The following is a 19,416-nucleotide window of genomic DNA, read 5'->3' on the forward strand; positions in this document are numbered from 1 at the left end:
ACTAAGCGGATTCACCCCATCACCTTTTCCACGAGGGATGCCGCAGGTCGACGGCGCGAATCGCCTTTGCCGAACAACAGGTCGAGCCGAATTCAAGACGCGGGGGCCGGCTCTGGTGTCTACTTCACGGTCGGCTCCTGCACGACCTCACACCGTCACCACCCGTCGCACAGTTCTCGCACTTCTTCGATACGGAAAGGCAAGGACATGAAGAACACCGCTCTCCGACGCGCCCTCACCGCCGTCGCCGCCCTCGGCACCCTCGGAACGGGCGTGCTGGCGACCGCCGGCCCCGCCGCGGCCGTGACCAGGGACGGCTATCTGGACATCCGCGAGTTCGGCCTGTTCTACAACTCCGCCCTCGGGGGCTCGTTCATCGACCTGTACATGGCGGACGGCGACCTCGCCAACGACCGGTTCATCAGCCCCGGACCCGGCCAGGGCTATGCCGTGGGCAACAACGCCGCCTCGTACTTCAACAAGGACAAGGTCACCTGGTACGTCTACACCGGAGCCGGCGCGGGCGGCGTCGAGGGCTGGATACCCGCGAACTACTTCGGGACCTTCTCCACGACCTTCAAGAACCAGGTCTCCTCGGTCTACCACTTCAAGGCCCGCTGACCTCGGCCCCTGCCGCCCCCTGCCCCCCGCCGCCCCGCCCCGCCGCCTCGCCCTCCCGGAGCCCTTCATGCGTCGCCGACCCGCGCTCATCGCCACCGCTCTCCTGATGGGCACGGGGCTGCTCACCGCCTGCTCGCCGGGTGCGCCGGAGGTGTCCGTCGGGGCCGGGCCGGTGTCCGACCCGGCCAAGGTGTCCGCCGCGCAGCTGGTGTATCCGCTGGATCCGTACAAGACGACGGACGAGCAGATCCGCGGTCTGGAGAAGGCGCAGGACCTGCTGACGGCGGACTGCATGAAGCGGTTCGGGTTCACGTACCGGCCGGCGGTCCGGCCCGCGCCCCGGGGAAAGAGCGCGTCGTCGCGGTACGGGGTCACGGACGCGGCGGCGGTGGGGCGGTACGGGTACGTCAAGCCCGGTGTCTCCGCCGGGCCCGACAAGCCGGCCGAGGAGGCGCTTCCTCCCGCCGAGCAGCTGGCCCTGAGCGGACCGCCGCTCAAGGCCAAGCCCGGGGGCGGGCTCGTCCTCCCTCCGCGCACCCTGGAGGAGTCGCGGAGGACCGACAGCGGGCGGACGGTCAACGGGCAGAAGGTGCCGGTCGGCGGCTGCGGCCGGGAGGGGCACCTTCGGCTCTACGCGGAGAAGAAGGACCCGGTGGACCTGCTCTATGTCTTCGGGATGGAGTCCGAGGCGTTCTCCCGGGCCCGGCAGTCGCCGAAGGTGGCCGGGGCCGTGAAGGCCTGGTCGGCGTGCATGGCGGAGAAGGGGTACCGCGTCACGGACCCCGTCTCCCCGCAGCAGGCCCTCGGGCTGAGGTCCGAGGCCGAGTTCGGCGGCGCCCCGGCGATCGCCGCCGCGAAGCAGGACGTGGCCTGCAAGAAGCGGACGGACCTGGTCGCGCTCTGGTACGCCGCCGAGGTCGGGTTCCAGAACGCGCTCATGGACGAGCATGCCGAGACCCTGAAGCAGGTCAAGGTCGAGCTGGACGAGCGGATCAGGAAGGCCGCTTCGGTCAACGGGGGGTGAGCCGGGCGGACGACCGCCCGGCACTTCCTCCCCCGTGCCGTCGGGGCCTCCCCGAACGACCGCCGGCGGGCGGTCAGGCCTTCGGGGCCACCTTCGAGAGGCCGTTGATGATGCGGTCCATCGCGTCGCCGCCCGTCGGGTCCGTGAGGTTCGCGAGCATCTTGAGCGTGAACTTCATCAGGAGCGGGTGGGTCAGGCCGCGCTGGGTCGCGATCTTCATGACCTTCGGGTTGCCGATCATCTTCACGAAGGCGCGGCCGAGCGTGTAGTAGCCGCCGTAGGTGTCCTTGAGGACCTGCGGGTAGTTCCGCAGGGCCAGTTCACGCTGGGCGGGGGTCGTGCGGGCGTGGGCCTGGACGATGACGTCGGCCGCGATCTGGCCGGACTCCATGGCGTAGGCGATGCCCTCGCCGTTGAACGGATTGACCATCCCGCCCGCGTCGCCGACGAGCAGCAGGCCCTTCGTGTAGTGCGGCTGGCGGTTGAAGGCCATCGGGAGGGCGGCGCCGCGGATCGGCGTCGTCATGTTCTCCGGGGTGTAGCCCCAGTCCTCCGGCATCGAGGCGCACCAGGCCTTGAGCACCTCGCGCCAGTCCAGCTCGCGGAAGGCGGAGGAGGAGTTGAGGATGCCGAGGCCGACGTTGGACGTGCCGTCGCCCATGCCGAAGATCCAGCCGTAGCCGGGGAGCAGCCGGTCCTGCGGGCCGCGGCGGTCCCACAGCTCCAGCCAGGACTCCAGGTAGTCGTCGTCGTGGCGGGGGCTGGTGAAGTACGTGCGGACGGCGACGCCCATCGGGCGGTCCTCGCGGCGGTGCAGGCCCATGGCGAGGGAGAGGCGCGTGGAGTTGCCGTCGGCGGCGACGACGAGCGGGGCGTGGAAGGTGACCTCACGCTTCTCCTCGCCGAGCTTGGCGTGGACGCCGGTGATGCGGCCGGTGCGGTCGTCGACGATCGGGGCGCCGACGTTGCAGCGCTCGTACAGCCGGGCGCCGGCCTTCTGCGCCTGCCGGGCGAGCTGCTCGTCGAAGTCGTCGCGCTTGCGGACGAGCCCGTAGTCCGGGTACGAGGCGAGCTCCGGCCAGTCGAGCTCCAGGCGGACGCCGCCGCCGATGATCCGCAGGCCCTTGTTCCGCAGCCAGCCGGCCTCTTCGGAGATGTCGATGCCCATGGAGACGAGCTGCTTGGTGGCGCGGGGGGTGAGGCCGTCGCCGCAGACCTTCTCGCGGGGGAAGGCGGTCTTCTCCAGGAGCAGGACGTCGAGTCCGGCCTTGGCCAGGTAGTACGCGGTGGTGGAGCCGGCCGGGCCCGCCCCGACGACGATCACATCTGCGGTGTGCTCGGAGAGGGGCTGCTCGGTCACGGCGGAGTCTCCCGGAAATTCGGTGTTGAGGACGTATCGCAGTCTATGGGGGGCGGGAGCGAGGGGGTCGGAGGGTGTCCCGCACGCGCTTTTCCTTTCGGCGGAATTCGATCCAATGTTCGAGTCGCGGTGCCATGATCATTTGTGTGAACAGACAAAGAACCCTTCGGCGGTGGGGCCTCGCCCTCGCCGCCGTCCTCACCCTGATCTGCTCGGCCTTCCTCGTCTCGCCCGCGAGCGCCGAGGCCTTCGACGACTGCGCGAGCGGCAGGCTCTGCCTCTACGGCGCCTCCGGCGGCGCCGGCGAGCGCCGGGACTTCCCTCTCGGCAACGACCGCGAGACCTACGACGGGGGCTGGGACGACCGGGCCCTCTCCGCCATGAACAACACCACCCACTGGGCCTGCTTCTACACCGGAGGCGCGTACGGCGGAGTGGTCAAGGCCGTGCAGCCGGGCGCCGCCGTCGAGTTCCCCGCCGCCACGACGAGCTCGCACAAGCTCGCGCCCTCCTCCGCCCACTGCTACACCGGCTATGAGCGCTGCCCCGACAACCGCGTCTGCACCTTCGCCGAGGCCAACGGCCGGGGCACGATGACCGCACACCTGCCCGCGCCCGGCCCCGCCACCCCGAACTACGGCAGCTCCTACGGCACCGACGTGGCTCCGGTCTCCGTCGTCAACCGCACCCGGAAGCACGCCTGCTTCTACCCGCAGCCCGGCTTCACCGGTACCTGGACGAACGGCACCGAGCGGTACGGCGCCTACGTCGTGCTCCGCGGCGACAGCACCACCGTCCCCGCCCCCTTCACGGGGACCTTCCGCTCCCACGAGCTCGTCCAGTCCACGCAGGAGTGCCAGTGACCGCCGCCCGCCGCCGCCCCTGGCCGGCCGTGGCCGCCGCCTTCGCGGCCACCCTCGCTCTGACCTCCTCGGCCGTGGCATCCCCCGCCACCGCGGAGCCGCCCCGTACCTTCGCCGACAACTGGGCGAAGGGACCAGCCGTCCCGATCGCCGCCGGCGTCACCCACACGACCTGGACCGAGACGACCGCCGACAAGCGCGACGCCGGCCGTCTCCTCCAGATCGTCGAGATCGACCCGAGCACCGCCCCCGTCACCCTGGAGAGCGCCTTCGGCTCCGCCGACGCCCTCCCCGAGCTGGTCACGGACCAGCTCAAGGCCTCCGCCTACACCACGCGCCACCCGCACGCGGGCGTCAACGGCGGCCTGTTCCGGGCCGAGGACCCGAACGGCAACGCCACCCACACCGGCGTCGCCGTCACCGACGGCGTGCTCCACTCCTCCTCCTGCTGGGGCGGCGGCGAGGGCACCGCGGGCGCGGTGATCCAGTACGGCGTCCCGTACATCACCAAGCTCCTCACGACGCTCACCCTCACCACGGGCCGGGGCGAGACCTACACGCTCGACGACATCAACCGCAACCCCGGCCGGGCCAGGGGCTGTCAGCGGGACGCGGGAGACATCAAGATCACCGGCAGCCTCTTCTCCGACCTCGACGAGATCGTCCTCTTCACCGAGGACTACGCCGCGCAGCTGCCGAAGCCCGGGAGCGACTCGTACAAGCTCCCTGCCGGCGAGGACGACACCGGGTACGAGGTCGTCATCGACGCCGCCGGTGCCGTCGTCGACTCCCACGAAGGCCGGGGCCTGGTGCCGGTGACCGACCCGGAGAAGTTCCCGGCCGGACACCGCGTCCTCCAGGGCATCGGCAAGGGCGCCGAGTGGATGCGTACCCACCTCGCCCTCGACGACCGCGTGACCGTGAACCAGAAGCTCACCGACACCACCCTCGGCCGGGACATCCGCCTGGACTCCTCGGTCGACGTCGTCGGTTCCTTCCACCACCTGCTGAGCAACGGCCGGAAGAACTCCGTGCCGCACTCGTGCAACGGCGAGGTCCTGGGGAACGACGGCAAGACGATGATCTGCACCGACTCGCGGACCGCCATCGGCACCACCACCGCCGGCCGTTCCGTGCTCATCACGCTCACCGGGAAGAGCATCGAGGACGGCGACTACGTGGACGGATTCGCCACGCTCCTCGACGCCGAGCCCCTGGGCCTCGTCGACGCGCTCAACCTGGACGGCGGCGGGTCGACCACCCTCGTCACCCACACCGCCGGCACGACCACGACGCACACCCCCGCGACGGACGGCCCGGCACCGAACCACGTGTACCGCAAGGTCGCGGACACCGTCTTCACCGGCCACGGCGGTTACGGACTCACCGCGCGGTAGCCGACCCGGCGGCCCTCAGCGGCTCACTCGGCCTTGAACCCCCGGTGGAGCGCCACGATCCCACCGGTCAGGTTCCGCCAGGCCACCTTCGACCAGCCGGCCTTCTGGAGCATCCCCGCCAGGGTCGGCTGGTCCGGCCAGGACCGGATGGACTCGGCCAGGTACACGTACGCGTCCGGGTTCGAGGAGATCGCACGGGCCACCGGCGGCAGCGCGCGCATCAGGTACTCCTCGTACACCGTGCGGAACGGCGCCCAGGTGGCGTGCGAGAACTCGCTGATGACGACCCGGCCGCCGGGCTTCGTGACGCGGTACAGCTCGCGCAGCGCCTGCTCGGTGTCCTGGATGTTCCGCAGGCCGAAGGAGATCGTGACGGCGTCGAAGACGTCGTCACGGAACGGCAGCTTCGTGCCGTCGCCCGCCGTGAACGGCATCCACGGGTGGTTCTTCTTGCCGACCCGGAGCATGCCGAGGGAGAAGTCGCAGGGGACGACGTACGCGCCCGCGCGGGCGAAGGGCTGCGAGGACGTGGCCGTACCCGCCGCGAGGTCGAGGATCTTCTGCGCGGGGCGGGCGTCGACCGCCTTCGCGACCTCCTTGCGCCAGCGACGGTCCTGCCCGAGGGAGAGCACGTCGTTGGTGAGGTCGTAGTTCGCCGCCACGTCGTCGAACATCGAGGCGACTTCGTGCGGCTGCTTGTCCAGAGTGGCGCGGGTCACTGGCGTTCGGCCTCGCAAGATCGGGTGCGGACGGATCCACCCATTCTGGCAGGCGGGGCCCTGCCGCCCGGAGCGGGCCCGCCGGGCGGCCCCGGGGGCGTGTCCGTCCTTGCCGGGCGGCAGGATTTCCCGGAACTCCTTTCAACCTTTCGGGGCCGGGGGCGCTCAAGGACGGTCGAGCACGCGCCACGACGGCGGGGTGCGACGGCGAGGGGAGAAGGGGTGCGATGGCAGTGTCGACCGACGTGAGAGCCACGGAGCCGGACATCGGGGTGGACGTCGGGTCGGACGCCGGGTTCGAGGAGTTCGCCCGGGCCGCCCAGCAGCGGCTGTACCGCACTGCGTACCTGCTCTGCGGCGACGCCGAGACCGCCCGGGACCTGACCCAGACCACACTGGCCAAGCTGTACCAGCACTGGCGGCGGGCGGGGGCCGCCGATCACCCGTACGCGTACGCCAAGACCGTGCTGACCCGGACCTTCCTGTCCGAGCGGCGGCGCGGGCTGCGCGATCTGCTCGTCCTCACCCGGACCGGGGGTACGGCCCCGGCACCGGCCGCCGACCACGCCGATCTGCGGGTGACGCTGCTCGCCGCCCTCGCCGAACTCCCTCCCCGGGCCCGGGCGATGGTCGTGCTGCGCTACTGGGAGGACCAGAGCGTGGCCTCCGTGGCGACCCTGCTGCGGTGCAGCGAGGCCACCGTCAAGAGCCAGTGCTCCCGCTCGCTCGCCCGACTCCGCGTGCGCCTGGCGGATGCCGGGCTCTCGCTCACGGAAAGCTGAGGTCCGCCGTGGAAGACAACGACGACATGGTTCTGCTGCGCGACGCCATGGACCGCACGACGGACGGTCTGCCGCCGCTGCCCGACCTCGCCCCGTTCGCCGTGCGCGAGGGCCGCAGGCGGCGGGCCCGGGCCCGGTTCGCGGTCGGGGCGGCGGCGTTCGGCGTGCTCGCGGTGGGGGGCCTCGGTCTCACGCTGTTGCCGAGTCCGGGGACGGACGTCGCCGGGGTGGCGAAGCACATCGACGCCGAGGCCGAGGCCGAGCGGGAGCGCGCCACGGAGCACCAGCGGAAGACGGCGGCGCTCCTCGACGAGCTGCTGCCCGCGAAGGTCACCGACATCCGGCCGGTGGAGGGCCAGGTGGCCGAGTACCGGATCACGGTGGACGGCCGGCCCTTCATCATGACGGTCTCGGTGCGGCCGATGTCGGCTTCCCTCATCCAGGACTGCCACTGCGAGAAGGACACGAAGCTGAAGACCGTGCAGATCGTCGATTGGGCCGACTTCAAGGCCGCGCAGTACTGGTACGGCAAGAGCCGGGTCACGCTTTCCGTGTTCGGGTGGGGCACGGCGGTGCCGCTGAAGGCACGCGACCTCTCCGCCGTGACCAGGGACCCACGCTTCATGGAGCTGGTGAAGGCCCGGAACGCGCATCCGCTGGAGCCGGAGGAGCCGCTCGGAGGAGGGCTGACACGACCCCGCACGAAACTCTGACCGGACCCCGGAACGGACCCCGGGACCGGCTCCCGGACGGCTCAGCGGGCCCGGTAGACCAGTCGGCCGCCGATCACGGTGGCGACGCACGTCGACGGGCCGAGCCGGACCAGGGCCGCCCGGTCCGGGACGTCGAAGACGGCGAAGCGGGCCGGGCCTCCCGGGGCCAGACCGGGCAGCAGGATCAGCGGCGCCGGCGAGAAGGACGGGCCGGCCGGGAGCTTGTCGGGGCGGCGGCCGACGGCCAGACCGGCCCGGCGCACGGCGTCCGCCGCCGCCTGGCTGCGGAGCTCGCCCGCTACCGCGACCGTCCCGTGCGCGAGCATCCGCTGCACGCCGCGGCGCGCGGACGCCCCGCGGCGGGACGGGTCCATCCGGAAGATCCGCTGCGCCCGCTCCCCGGGGATCGGCTCGGTACCGAACCCCTCGGCCTCCCGGGGGTCCGGGTGGTACATGCCTTCGAGGAGCTCGGGCGCGTACGGGTTGAGCAGACCGGGCGTGAGGATGCCGGGCCACCGCCGCACCCGTGCCTCGGGGCGGACGGCGACCAGGTCCTCGTACGGGCCGACGGCGGCGACGACGCCGCCGTCGACCAGGACCGCGGTCTCGGGCGACGCCTCGGCGACGTGGATCGTCTGCACGGCGGCCTCAGTTCGCGTCGAGGAGCTTCAGCTCCGGGTGCGCCGTGCCGCCCTCGATCGCCGTGGACGAGATGTGCGAGGCGACACGCTCGTCGACCGGGTCGTTCGCCGGGTCGTCGTGGACGACGAGGTGCTCGTACGTCGTGGCGCGCTGCGCCGGGACACGGTCCGCCGTGCGGATCATGTCGATCATCTCGCGCAGGTTGGAGCGGTGCTTGGCGCCCGCCGAGGAGACGACGTTCTCCTCCAGCATGATCGAGCCGAGGTCGTCCGCGCCGTAGTGCAGGGTCAGCTGGCCGATCTCCTTGCCCGTGGTGAGCCACGAGCCCTGGATGTGGGCGACGTTGTCGAGGAAGAGCCGCGCGATCGAGATCATGCGCAGGTACTCGAAGAGCGTGGCGTGCGTACGGCCCTTGAGGTGGTTGTTCTCGGGCTGGTACGTGTACGGGATGAAGGCCCGGAAGCCGCCCGTCCGGTCCTGCACGTCACGGATCATGCGCAGGTGCTCGATCCGCTCGGCGTTGGTCTCGCCCGTGCCCATCAGCATGGTGGAGGTGGACTCGACGCCCAGCTTGTGGGCGATCTCCATGATCTCCAGCCAGCGCTCGCCGCTCTCCTTGAGCGGGGCGATGGCCTTGCGCGGCCGCTCGGGGAGCAGCTCCGCGCCGGCGCCCGCGAAGGAGTCGAGGCCGGCGGCGTGGATCCGGGTGATCGCCTCCTCGACGGAGACGCCCGAGATACGGGCCATGTGCTCGACCTCGGACGCGCCGAGGGAGTGGATGACGAGCTGCGGGAAGTCCTTCTTGATGGCCGCGAAGTGCTTCTCGTAGTACTCGACGCCGAAGTCCGGGTGGTGGCCGCCCTGGAACATGATCTGGGTGCCGCCGAGCTCCACGGTCTCCGCGCAGCGGCGCAGGATGTCGTCGAGGTCCCGGGTCCAGCCCTTCTTGGTGTCCTTCGGCGCGGCGTAGAACGCGCAGAACTTGCACGCCGTCACGCAGACGTTCGTGTAGTTGATGTTCCGCTCGATGATGTACGTCGCGATGTGCTCGGTCCCCGCGTACCGGCGGCGGCGCACGGCGTCGGCGGCGGCGCCCAGCGCGTGCAGCGGCGCCGAGCGGTAGAGGTCGAGCGCCTCCTCGGGGGTGATCCGGCCGCCCGCGGCTGCGCGGTCGAGAACGGACTGCAGTTCGGCCTTCTCGGTCACCGGGTCTGTCCCTTTCGGAGGGGTTCTGAACGTCCGAACCAGCCTACGCCAGCGCTTGTCACGGCTTCCGCTGGGTGCTCGGCGGCAGCAGCTCCACCCGGACGTCGGCCGGGAAACCCGTCGTCGGGCCGGTGCGGCGGGCGAACTCCCGCACGCCCGCGAGCTGCTCCGGGCCGAAGCGGAAGTCGAGCGTACGGAAGTACCGCTCCAGGAGTTCGGCGTCGAAGGTCTCCCAGCGGGCGGCCTGCTCGGCGACCTTGGCGACCTCTTCGAGGGAGAGGTCGCGCGAGGCCAGGAACGCCTGGTGCACCTCGCGGACGGTCTCCGGCTCCCGGGCCAGGTAGTCCTTGCGCGCCGCCCACACGGCGAAGACGAACGGCAGCCCGGTCCACTCCTTCCACATCAGGCCCAGGTCGTGGACCTGGAGCCCGAGGCGGGGGGCGTCGTGCAGCGAGGCCCGGAGCGCGGCGTCGCCGATGAGGACCGCCGCCTCCGCCTCCTGCATCATCACGCCGAGGTCGGGCGGGCACGTGTAGTAGTCGGGCTTCACCCCGTACTGCTCGGCGAGCAGCAGCTGGGCGAGGCGCACCGAGGTGCGGGAGGTGGAGCCGAGCGCCACCCGGGCTCCGTCCAGCTCCTTGAGCGGCCGCTGGGAGACGATCACGCACGACATGACGGGCCCGTCGCAGCCGACGGCGATGTCGGGCAGGGCGACGAGGTCCTCCGCGTTGCGGAGGTATTCGACGAGGGTGATGGGGCCGACGTCGAGGTCGCCCCTGACGAGGCGCTCGCTGAGCTTCTCCGGGGTGTCCTTCGTGAGCTCGAGATCGAGAAGAGTTCCGGTCCTCGCGAGCCCCCAGTAAAGGGGCAGGCAGTTCAGGAACTGGATGTGTCCGACGCGGGGCCGGCTGCGCTGGTGGTCATCGGTTGCATTGTCCACATCGCGAGGCTAGACCTGTCTCGTACGGCGGGCATCGCCGGGGCGCGCGACACGGCCCGCGGACCGTTGTGCGAGGTGTCCGCCATAAGCACGGAACCGCAGATCAAACATGTGGCCGACGTGATCTTTCCCTCTACCGCCCGCCGCGTCCTGCGTGCTAGGCTCGTCCGCAAGTTGCAGTTTGGTTTCCCTTGCAGTACAGAGCCTGCGGAGCATGTGACCCGCAGGCTTTTGTAGTTTTCAGACTTGTTTGCAGGTTCTGGAGCAGGGCGACCCTTTGGCCCATAGGAGGGCTCATGGCTACCGGAACCGTGAAGTGGTTCAACGCTGAAAAGGGCTTCGGCTTCATCGCCCAGGACGGCGGCGGCCCGGATGTCTTCGTCCACTACTCCGCGATCAACGCGAACGGCTTCCGTTCGCTTGAGGAGAACCAGCTCGTGACCTTCGACGTCACGCAGGGCCCGAAGGGCCCGCAGGCGGAGAACGTCACCCCGGCCTAAGGTGCCCGGGTCGGCGACAGCGCACGACTAGAGCAGTACCCAAGGAGCCCCGCTCCGTGCCTCGGCACGGAGCGGGGCTCCTGCCTCTTTTCCGGGTCCTCAGCAGCTGGGGATGGTGGCGCCGTTGTTGTCACGGGCCTCGTCGTTGCCCCAGCGTGACAGGTAGTAGGCGGAGACGTACGCTCCGTTGCCGTTCTTGCCGGCGTAGACGGTGTCGAGGTCGGTTCGCAGCCACCAGTGGTTGAAGTTCCCGGAGGCGTCCCGGACCTCCTGGCCCCAGACCTTGCAGTAGACGTAGTTCGTGCCCGCGTTCAGCACGCCCTGGGCGTCGTTGGTGTTCGCCTGGGCGTAGCCCGTGGCGTTGGCGAAGGTGTCGACCCAGTACTTTCCGCCTCCGCCGCCCGAGCAGCCGTTGTCGCTCGTCAGGTACTTGGAGCCGTAGGAGCCCGGGTAGGGGGCGAGGGAGGCGCCGTTGATGACGATGGGCTGGCCGACGCCGTTGTAGAGCTGCTCGTAGTGGATGTGGGCGCCCGAGCTGTTGCCGGTGGAGCCGGTGGTGCCGATCTGCTGCCCCTGGGCGACCCAGGCGCCGTTGGCGACGGAATAGGCGTTGAGGTGGAAGTAGTACGTCTTCCAGCCGCTGCCGTGGTCGACCACGATGTAGTTGCCCGCGCCGCTCGGCTGCGAGTAGCGGTAGGCGGTGCCGGACGCGGAGGCGAGGACCGGGGTGCCGGCCGTGGTGCCGCCGTCGGCGCGGATGAAGTCGAGGGCCTGGCGGACCTCGGCGGAGTGGTGGCCGTAGGTCCATTTCTGGCCGCACGGGTAGGGCGCCTTGAAGAGCGGCGCCGCCTGGGCGGGGGTGGTCGTGACGAGCGCGGTGAGCAGGCCCGCGAGAAGCGCGAGCAGGGTGCCGAGGGGGGTGATCCGGGCACGCATGCATCCTCCAGGAACCGAACGGGGACAAGGGTCGACGCGCGTTGAACGGACCACAGCGTGCCGGAAGATCGGGTGCCGTAGTAGTCCGCGAGACCCACACTCGTACGGCCGTCGTTACGTAGGCTGGACACATGACCGAACGGAAACCGCCGGGTGTGAGCTTCGAGTCGTTCGTCGACAAGCAGATCCGGGAGGCCTCGGAGCGCGGCGAGTTCCGGAGCCTGCCCGGCTTCGGGAAGCCGCTGCCCGACGACTCCGCCCCGTACGACGAGCTGTGGTGGATCAAGGGAAAGATGCACAGCGAGGGCGCGTCCGTGCTGCCTCCCTCGCTGGCGCTGCGCAAGGAGGCCGAGGACGCGCAGGAGGCGGTGGCCGCGGCCGTCTCGGAGAGCCAGGTCCGCCGGATCCTCGGCGAGATCAACACCAAGATCGCCGAAGCCCTCGCCCGGCCGCCGGCCGGACCGCCGCTGAACCTGACGCTCTTCGACGTCGACGCGGTGCTGGAGCGGTGGAGGGCGGAGAGGAAACTCCCGTGAACCCGGTGAACAGCTCAGGCCTGTTGGTCGACTCTTTCGGACGCGTGAAGGAGGCCGTCCACGAAGCCGTGGAGGGCCTGACGGAGGACGAGCTGGCCGCCCGGATCGACCCGGATGCCAACTCGGTCGCCTGGCTCGTCTGGCACCTCACCCGGATCCAGGACGACCACCTCGCGGGCGCGTTCGACACGGCGCAGCTGTGGGTGTCGGACGGCTGGGAGACCCGCTTCGGCCTGCCCTTCTCCCGGCGGGCCACCGGTTACGGGCAGACGAGCGCCCAGGTCGGCGCGGTGCGGGCGTCGGCCGAGCTGCTGCTCGGCTACCACGACGCCGTGCACGCACGGACGGTGGAGCTGGTCGGGACGGTGACCAACGCGGATCTGGGCCGGGTCGTCGACACCTCCTGGGACCCGCCGGTCACCCTCGGCGTCCGGCTGGTCTCGGTGATCGCGGACGATCTCCAGCACGCGGGCCAGGCGGCGTTCGTACGGGGTGTGGTGGAGCGGCGCGCATCGGTGTGAGGCCCGCCCGGTGGTGAGGGTGGTGGCGGTGGCGGCCTCCGGCCGGCCGTACAACCAAAGATCGTGATGGTGAGTCATACCGGCGTGGCAGTTGCCATGTTCGGTTTCCTTGGGGGACTCACCATGCAGAATCGTTATTCCGCTCAGCGTCGTCGACACCTCGCCGCCGCCGTGACCGCCGTCCTCGCGATCACCGTCGGTACGGGTGTGGCGGCCGGACCGGTCGCGGTCGCCGCGCCGGTGGGCGCGACCGCCACCGCCACCGCCGCCGCCGCCGCCGAGGACGTGTCCGTGCCGTTCCCGGTCGGCGCGAAGATCGCGGGCGCCGGGGCCACCGGCTTCCTGACCCGCTCCGAGAGCACCGACGAGCTCCGGTGGACCCGGTACGCGGACGGCAGCTCGGCCCCCGTCGCGTCCCCCGCCGGCGGTGGCATCGACGCCACCGGCACGGACACCCTGGTGGTCGGCGACTCCGCCGCCCCGCACCTGATGCGTCACGTCACGCTCCTGGACATGTCCGTGCCCGTCGCCGACCGGCCCGCCGTCGTGGTCTCCTTCGACCTCGGCTCGCTGGGGGCCACCTACGTCCAGGCCGTCGGCCCGCGCACCGTCCTCGCCAAGGCGCCCGTCAACGGCGCCCGCGGCGAGAAGCTGCTCCTCGTCACCGAGGAGAGCGACGGCGTCCACAGTCGCGAGGTGACCGGACTCCCCGCCGGCGCACGCGACTTCTTCACCGACGCGCCCGCCGTCGACGGCGAGATCCTCGTCGGTTACGAGGACAGCGACGACGAACTGGGCTTCGGCGGCCGTGCCGTCGTCGACCTGGCGACCGGCGCGGTCGTCGAGACGTACCCCGCCGGGGAGTCCGGCTACCTGCAGTCACGGCTGGCGCTCTCCGCCACGCACGTCGCCTGGACGCAGTTCACCGAGGACCAGGGCATCGTCTACACCACGGTCGACCGGAAGACCCGCGCCTACAAGAGGCACGCCGTGCCCTACACCGACGAGTACTTCCTTGGCCTCACCGGCAACTGGCTGGTGTACGGCGCCCCGAGCAAGCTCACCGACAACGGCACCTTCCCCAACACGAGGATCCAGGCGGTCGACCTGACGGCCGGGGAGACCTCCGAGCCCGTCCCCGTCACGGACTACGCCACCTCCGTGCAGGCCGCCGAGGACGGCTCCCTGCTCGTGCGCGGCGGCACGGTCGACCAGGGCGAGGGCCTCTACAAGGTCTCCTCCCCCGCCCCCGGCGCCGAGATCGGCGTCGCGAAGGTCGCGACGACCGGGGAGCCGACCAAGCTCACCTACCTCGGTTCCCAGGTCCCGGCCGTCATCGACTTCGACCGCGACCGCGAGACCGAGCTGAAGTGGCGGCTGTCCCGGCTCAACGCCGACGTCCAGCTGAAACTCACCCACCTGAGGACCGGTCAGACCTACATCCGTGACCTCAAGGTGCGCCGCGACTACCCGTCCGCGCACACCTTCGACGACACCACCTTCGGCATCACCTGGCAGGGCGTCCTCGACGACCTGTCGAAGAACGGCAAGTCCGCCCTCAACGGCGACTACGCCTGGTCCTTCCGCGCCGTCCCGCAGAACGGCATCGGCCCCGAGCTGAAGCAGGCGGGCAGCTTCAGGATCGTCCGCACGGTGAAGCCGCACGACTACAGCGACAACGGCTCGCCGGACCTGTTCGCCCGGGACTTGAACGGCTCGCTCTGGCGCTTCGACAGCACGTACGACTCCAACACGCGGAAGCTCGCGCCCACGTACCAGCGCACGGCGGTCGGTCCCGGCTGGAACACGTACGACCGGATCGAGTCCGTCGGGAACGTCGCGGGGACGAACGTCGCCGACGTGATCGCCCGTGACAAGACCGGCGTCCTGTGGCTGTACCAGGGCACCGGCGACGAGACGAAGCCGCTGGGCGCCCGTACGAAGATCGGTCCCGGCTGGGGCGTCTACAACCACCTCGCGGGCGGCAGCGACCTCACCGGCGACGGCAAGGCCGACCTCGTCGCCACCGACAAGGCCGGGGATCTCTACCTCTACAAGGGCACCGGCAGCGCCGCCACGCCCTTCGGCGCCCGGACGAAGCTCGGCGGCGGCTGGGGCGGCTACAACCAGCTGACGGCCGTGGGGAACCTGGCCGGCGGCCCCGCGGGTGACCTGCTCGCGCGCGACACGGCCGGCGTCCTCTGGCTCTACCTCGGCAAGGGCGACGGGACGTTCGCGACCCGCGTCAAGGTCGGCGCCGGCTGGGGCGGCTTCACGGAGCTCATCGGCTTCGGCGACGCGAACAAGGACGGCCGGACCGACCTGTACGCGTGGAACAAGAACGGCCCCTCGTACTTCTACGCCGGTACGGGCAACTGGAGCGCGCCCTTCGCGGGCCGCGCCGACGCCGAGCTCCTCAAGTACGCCGGCGCGGCCTACCAGCACGCGCTCTGACACCCACGACTCAAGAGGAAACGATCCTTTGACTCGCTCGCGTACCTCCTCCCGGCGTCACCTCGCCGCCGCCGTCACCGCCGTCCTGGCGCTCACGGCCGGTACGGCCCTTGTCGCCACCCCCGCCCTCGCGGCCCCCGCCCCCGGCCCGGCGGTCGGGCAGACCGCCGAGGCGATCGGCACGCTCCCGCAGGGCGCTCGGGTCACCAGCGCCGGGACCACCGGCTTCCTCAGCGCGGTCACCGACCCCGTCACGTTCGCCACCGACTTCCTCTGGACGAAGTACGCCGACGGCTCCACCACCGTCCTGAACAGGCCGAACACCTCCTTCTCCGGCCAGGGTTCGGACATCGTCTGGGGCCACCAGCCCGGTTCGCTCTCGTTCTCGATGTACGACATGGCCCAGTCGGGCACCTCCGCCGGCGGCGTCTCGATGAACAACGGCACCTACGTGAACGGGATCATCGGCTCGGCGCTCGTGACCACCACCGAGGACCGCAACACCGGCGCCGTGAGCGTCGCCATCCTCCGCAAGGGCAGCTCCGGCGCGCCGGTCTCCACCCCCGTGACCGGCATCCCGGGCAACGCCAAGCTGACCAAGGTCGTCCTGACGACGCCCGGCACGGCCGTCATCGCGTACGAGACGGGCAAGGACTCCACCCTCCGCTACCACCTGGCCGCCGTGGACACCGTGACCGGCGAGGTCCTGGAGACGCGCCCGGAGAGCTCGCTGGAGCTCGCCGACGTCTCCCTCTCGCCGACCCACTGGTCCTGGATCGAGTACTACTACATCCCCGACGGGCCGCTCGGCCTGGGGAAGCGCGCCGCCCTCCTCCACACCGCCCCGCGCGGCGGCGGCGCGGCCACCACCACCGACCTGGGCCTCGTCGGTGGCGGCAAGACCATGCACACGGGCCTCCTGGGCGACTGGGTGACCTACACCCGTACCGGTGGCTTCCAGTCCACCGGTACGTCGCCGTACTACCCGCTGACCGCCCGCCCCCTCGGCGGCGGGACGCCGGTCAAACTCCTCGACCACGTCGTCTCCGCGGTCTCGGACACCGACGGCTCCCTCATCGTGCGCGGCGGCAGCCTCACCGAGGGCGAGGGCGTCTACAAGGTCACCGCGAACGAGACGGGCGGCGCGCCGACCGTCACCAAGGTCGCGACCACGAACACCCCGACCGCGCTCGGGATCGTCTCGCAGGACTCCGCCCCGGCCGTGGTCGACCTCGACAAGAACCAGGGGGCGAGGTTCTCCTGGACCCTGACCCAGCCGAACGTGGACGGCACGTTCACGCTGCGGCACACCCGCACCGGCAAGACCGAGCAGATCTTCATCTCGACCACGGACGGGACGGCCAACCCGGACAACAAGGCCACGGTCGACTGGTCGGGCAGGCTCGTCTACTCCTCCGTCGACGCCTTCAACGGCGACTACACCTGGGAGCTCCGCCTCAAGCCGCGCAGCGGCATCGGCCCCGAGGTGAAGAAGACCGGCGCCCTCAAGGTGGTCCGCAAGGTCGCCGCGCACGACTTCTCCGACAACGGCACCCCGGACATCCTCGCCAGGGACTCCGCCGGCCGGGTGTGGCGCGACGACCTCAACAACAGCGGCTCCGTGGACGGCGTCCCCACGTCCGAGCACAAGCTGCTCGGCTCCGGCTGGAACGTCTACGACCAGATCGAGGCCGTCGGCAACGTCGCGGGCGCGTCCGTGAGCGATCTCGTCGCCCGGGACAAGGACGGCGTCCTCTGGCTGTACCTCGGCAAGGGCGACGGCACCTTCGCGCCCCGCACCAAGATCGGCCCCGGCTGGAAGGCGTACAACAAGATCACCGGCGGCAGCGACGTCGACAACGACGGCAAGGCCGATCTGTTCGCCACCGACACCTCCGGCGTCCTCTGGCTCTACAAGGGCACGGGCAACTGGCAGACCCCCTACTCCGCCCGGACGCGGGTCGGCGGCGGCTGGGGCGTCATGAACCAGATCACCGCCACCGGCAACCTCGGCGGCACCGTCCACGGCGACCTCGTCGCCCGTGACACCACCGGTGTCCTCTGGCTGTACCCGAGCACGGGCACCGGCGCGTTCGGCGCGCGCGTGCGCATCGGCGGCGGCTGGGGCGGCTACACCCAGCTCGTCGGCACCGGCGACTTCGACCGCGACGGCAAGCCCGACCTCTTCGCGTACAGCCCGGCCGGCGGCTCGTTCCTCCACCGGGGCACGGGCAGCCTCTCGGCCCCGTTCGCCCCGCGCACGGGCATCGGCGTCTACCTGGCGGGTTCCACCCCGTACAACCTGGTCGGCTGAGCACCCCTTCGAGAAGGACATTCCCTTGTTCCACACACGCACCCCCGGGACCCGGCTCGCCGCCGCCGTCACCGTCGCCCTCGCCGTCACCATGGGCACGCTCGCGGCCGGACCTGCCATGGCGGCCACCGGAACCCTCACCACCGCTCCCGCCTCCGGCACGGCGGCGCAGGAGGCGGACGCCGCCGCGCTGCTGCCCGAGTCCCGGGTCCTCGGCAACGGCACCGAGGGCTTCCTGACGCTCCGCCGCGACAGCTACGACATCGGGGACGTGTACCGCTGGACGCGGTACGACACCGGTGTCACCACCGTCCTGCCCAAGGGCAAGTACCAGGGCAGCCCCCGGTCCGACGTGATCGTGAAGATCGAGGGGACCACCTACAAGCTGTACGACATGGCCACCGGCGCCGCCCCCGTCGTGATCGACACCGCCTCCCTCGGCCCGTCCGCCAAGTTCGTCCAGGCGGCCGGCTCCACCCTCGTCATGGAGGTCCCGCGCGCCAGTGGCGGCGCCGCCATCCACCTCGTCTCCAAGTCCGGCGACACCCTCGTGGACCGCACGGTCACCGGGATGCCGGCCGGCGCGGTCGTCCGCTGGTACGACCAGCCCTCGCCCGACACCCTGGTCATCCGTCACAGCGCGACCTGGACGGACCCCCTGCGCGTGGCCCTGGTGGACGTCGCCTCCGCCGCGGTCGTGGAGGACCGGCCCCTCACCGCCGGCAACTACGACTCCGGGGTCCGCGCGTCCGCCACCCACCTGGCCTGGGCGGAGTACTCCAGCACCGAGAAGGCCGTCCTCCGTGTCGCCCGGCGGGGCCAGGACGAGAGCACGTCCATCCCCCTCGGGACGGGCGGGCTCGCGACCGGGCTCCTGGGCGACGACTGGGTCGCGTACGCCGCGACGGGCGGCGCGAGGGCCGTCTTCCCCAACCCCCTCCACTCCCTCACGGTCCGCTCGCTGACCGACGGCCGGACAGCGACGCTCCTCGACACCGTGAGCGAGATCCGCAACGACGTCGACGGCGGCCTGCTGGTCCTCGGCGGCACGATCGCACAGGGCGAGGGCCTCTACCGGGTCACCCCCGGCGCGGACGGAGCCACCCCGACCGCCACCCTCGTGGCGAGCACCGGCCGTCCCATCGTGCTCGAACTGACCTCCCAGTCCGTCCCCGCGACCATCGACTTCGGCACACGCGACACGAACCTGATCTTCCAGTTCGCCGGCTCGACCTCCGCGACGGTACGCGTCGAGCTGACGCACACCGCGTCCGGGAAGCGCCGCGTCCTCCGCCAGGACCTGAACCGGGAAGGGCGCGCCAACGCCTGGTGGGACGGCACCTTCGACGACGCCACGGCCGCGTACAACGGCGCCTACACCTGGCGCATGACGGCCAAGCCCACGAACGGCATCGGCGGGCCGGTCGAGCGGTCGGGCACCCTCACGGTCGCAAGCAAGCCCTCGCCGCACGACTTCTCCGACAGCGGCTCCCCGGACCTGATCTTCCGGGAAGGCGGCCACATCCTCCTCTACGACGCCCGTCAGATGCTCGACCACTCCGGGGCGCCGGCGAGAGCGGAGTCGCTCAACGGAGGCGGCTGGGCCGTCTACGACCAGATCGTCACGCCCGGAAACATCGGCGGCGCCCGCCACCCCGACCTGATCGCCCGGGACAGGACCGGCGTCCTGTGGTCCTGGGCGGGCACCGGCAAGGCCACGGCCCCCTTCGCCGCCCGCACCAGGGTCGGCGGCGGCTGGGGCGTCTACAACCAGCTCACCGCCGGCAGCGACCTCACCGGCGACGGCCGCCCCGACCTCCTCGCCACCGACAAGACCGGCGCCCTCTGGCTCTACAAGGGCACCGGCTCCGTCACCGCCCCCTTCGAC

Annotated in this window: 18 protein-coding genes; 12 read left to right on the forward strand and 6 right to left on the reverse strand. The window is 71.1% G+C overall.

Annotated features, from left to right (window positions below; genetic code table 11):
* Positions 1 to 207 precede the first annotated feature (207 nt).
* Both SGA01_RS32790 and SGA01_RS32795 read left to right on the forward strand, forming a co-directional pair.
* A complete protein-coding gene (locus tag SGA01_RS32790; RefSeq protein ID WP_055641938.1) occupies positions 208 to 621 on the forward strand; it encodes a hypothetical protein in 414 nt (137 codons plus the stop codon).
* Positions 622 to 688: 67 nt separating this feature from the next.
* Positions 689 to 1,645 carry a hypothetical protein gene (locus SGA01_RS32795; protein ID WP_141301152.1) on the forward strand — a complete coding sequence of 319 codons (957 nt, stop codon included), beginning with the start codon at positions 689 to 691 and terminating at the stop codon, positions 1,643 to 1,645.
* Positions 1,646 to 1,718: 73 nt separating this feature from the next.
* Here SGA01_RS32795 and SGA01_RS32800 read toward each other — a convergent pair whose 3' ends face one another.
* Positions 1,719 to 3,005 (reverse strand): geranylgeranyl reductase family protein, encoded by a 1,287-nt coding sequence (locus SGA01_RS32800; RefSeq protein ID WP_055641940.1) that lies wholly within the window; start codon positions 3,003 to 3,005, stop codon positions 1,719 to 1,721.
* A 146-nt stretch (positions 3,006 to 3,151) separates the two neighbouring features.
* On the opposite strand from SGA01_RS32800, the gene SGA01_RS32805 reads away from it, so the two are divergent.
* Positions 3,152 to 3,868 carry a peptidase inhibitor family I36 protein gene (locus SGA01_RS32805; RefSeq protein WP_229918387.1) on the forward strand — a complete coding sequence of 239 codons (717 nt, stop codon included), beginning with the start codon at positions 3,152 to 3,154 and terminating at the stop codon, positions 3,866 to 3,868.
* The gene (locus SGA01_RS32810; protein WP_141301156.1) at positions 3,865 to 5,265 is read left to right on the forward strand and encodes a phosphodiester glycosidase family protein; all 1,401 of its coding nucleotides are present in this window, start codon (positions 3,865 to 3,867) and stop codon (positions 5,263 to 5,265) included. Before SGA01_RS32805 ends, SGA01_RS32810 begins: the two co-directional genes overlap by 4 nt.
* A 23-nt stretch (positions 5,266 to 5,288) precedes the next feature.
* Here the strand turns inward: SGA01_RS32810 and SGA01_RS32815 are convergent, their stop codons facing one another.
* On the reverse strand, positions 5,289 to 5,984 hold the full coding sequence (locus tag SGA01_RS32815; RefSeq protein ID WP_141301158.1) for a demethylmenaquinone methyltransferase: 696 nt from the start codon (positions 5,982 to 5,984) through the stop codon (positions 5,289 to 5,291).
* A gap of 227 nt (positions 5,985 to 6,211) precedes the next feature.
* Between SGA01_RS32815 and SGA01_RS32820 the strand changes: the two genes are divergently transcribed.
* Together SGA01_RS32820 and SGA01_RS32825 are read left to right on the forward strand one after the other, a co-directional pair.
* Positions 6,212 to 6,766 (forward strand): SigE family RNA polymerase sigma factor, encoded by a 555-nt coding sequence (locus tag SGA01_RS32820; RefSeq protein ID WP_141301160.1) that lies wholly within the window; start codon positions 6,212 to 6,214, stop codon positions 6,764 to 6,766.
* 8 nt (positions 6,767 to 6,774) lie between these two features.
* Positions 6,775 to 7,479 carry a hypothetical protein gene (locus SGA01_RS32825; RefSeq protein ID WP_141301161.1) on the forward strand — a complete coding sequence of 235 codons (705 nt, stop codon included), beginning with the start codon at positions 6,775 to 6,777 and terminating at the stop codon, positions 7,477 to 7,479.
* A 41-nt stretch (positions 7,480 to 7,520) separates the two neighbouring features.
* Here the strand turns inward: SGA01_RS32825 and SGA01_RS32830 are convergent, their stop codons facing one another.
* From SGA01_RS32830 to SGA01_RS32840, 3 genes are read right to left on the reverse strand one after another with little or no spacing between them, the layout of a single operon-like run.
* Complete coding sequence (locus SGA01_RS32830; protein ID WP_141301163.1) at positions 7,521 to 8,120, reverse strand: imidazolonepropionase-like domain-containing protein; 600 nt, start codon at positions 8,118 to 8,120, stop codon at positions 7,521 to 7,523.
* A gap of 7 nt (positions 8,121 to 8,127) precedes the next feature.
* Complete coding sequence (mqnC, locus tag SGA01_RS32835) at positions 8,128 to 9,327, reverse strand: cyclic dehypoxanthinyl futalosine synthase (protein ID WP_141301165.1); 1,200 nt, start codon at positions 9,325 to 9,327, stop codon at positions 8,128 to 8,130.
* A 58-nt stretch (positions 9,328 to 9,385) separates the two neighbouring features.
* A complete protein-coding gene (locus SGA01_RS32840) occupies positions 9,386 to 10,267 on the reverse strand; it encodes a menaquinone biosynthetic enzyme MqnA/MqnD family protein (RefSeq protein ID WP_141301167.1) in 882 nt (293 codons plus the stop codon).
* 296 nt (positions 10,268 to 10,563) lie between these two features.
* On the opposite strand from SGA01_RS32840, the gene SGA01_RS32845 reads away from it, so the two are divergent.
* The gene (locus tag SGA01_RS32845) at positions 10,564 to 10,767 is read left to right on the forward strand and encodes a cold-shock protein (protein ID WP_030208785.1); all 204 of its coding nucleotides are present in this window, start codon (positions 10,564 to 10,566) and stop codon (positions 10,765 to 10,767) included.
* 99 nt (positions 10,768 to 10,866) lie between these two features.
* On the opposite strand, the gene SGA01_RS32855 is transcribed toward SGA01_RS32845, so the two are convergent.
* Positions 10,867 to 11,703, reverse strand: a complete 837-nt coding sequence (locus tag SGA01_RS32855; RefSeq protein ID WP_141301169.1) for a M23 family metallopeptidase — start codon at positions 11,701 to 11,703, stop codon at positions 10,867 to 10,869.
* A 131-nt stretch (positions 11,704 to 11,834) separates the two neighbouring features.
* Between SGA01_RS32855 and SGA01_RS32860 the strand changes: the two genes are divergently transcribed.
* The 5 genes from SGA01_RS32860 to SGA01_RS41265 form a co-directional block, all read left to right on the forward strand.
* The gene (locus SGA01_RS32860; RefSeq protein ID WP_055641949.1) at positions 11,835 to 12,239 is read left to right on the forward strand and encodes a DnaJ family domain-containing protein; all 405 of its coding nucleotides are present in this window, start codon (positions 11,835 to 11,837) and stop codon (positions 12,237 to 12,239) included.
* A gap of 5 nt (positions 12,240 to 12,244) precedes the next feature.
* Positions 12,245 to 12,760, forward strand: a complete 516-nt coding sequence (locus tag SGA01_RS32865; RefSeq protein WP_141301183.1) for a mycothiol transferase — start codon at positions 12,245 to 12,247, stop codon at positions 12,758 to 12,760.
* A 123-nt stretch (positions 12,761 to 12,883) separates the two neighbouring features.
* A complete protein-coding gene (locus SGA01_RS32870) occupies positions 12,884 to 15,214 on the forward strand; it encodes an FG-GAP repeat domain-containing protein (RefSeq protein WP_141301171.1) in 2,331 nt (776 codons plus the stop codon).
* A 28-nt stretch (positions 15,215 to 15,242) separates the two neighbouring features.
* A complete protein-coding gene (locus SGA01_RS32875) occupies positions 15,243 to 17,528 on the forward strand; it encodes an FG-GAP repeat domain-containing protein (protein WP_141301173.1) in 2,286 nt (761 codons plus the stop codon).
* 25 nt (positions 17,529 to 17,553) lie between these two features.
* Positions 17,554 to 19,416: hypothetical protein (locus SGA01_RS41265; protein ID WP_167534233.1), on the forward strand; the 1,863-nt coding region annotated here is incomplete at its 3' end.

Origin of the sequence: Streptomyces gardneri (assembly GCF_006539185.1) — a bacterium.
GTDB classification, from domain to species: domain Bacteria; phylum Actinomycetota; class Actinomycetes; order Streptomycetales; family Streptomycetaceae; genus Streptomyces; species Streptomyces gardneri.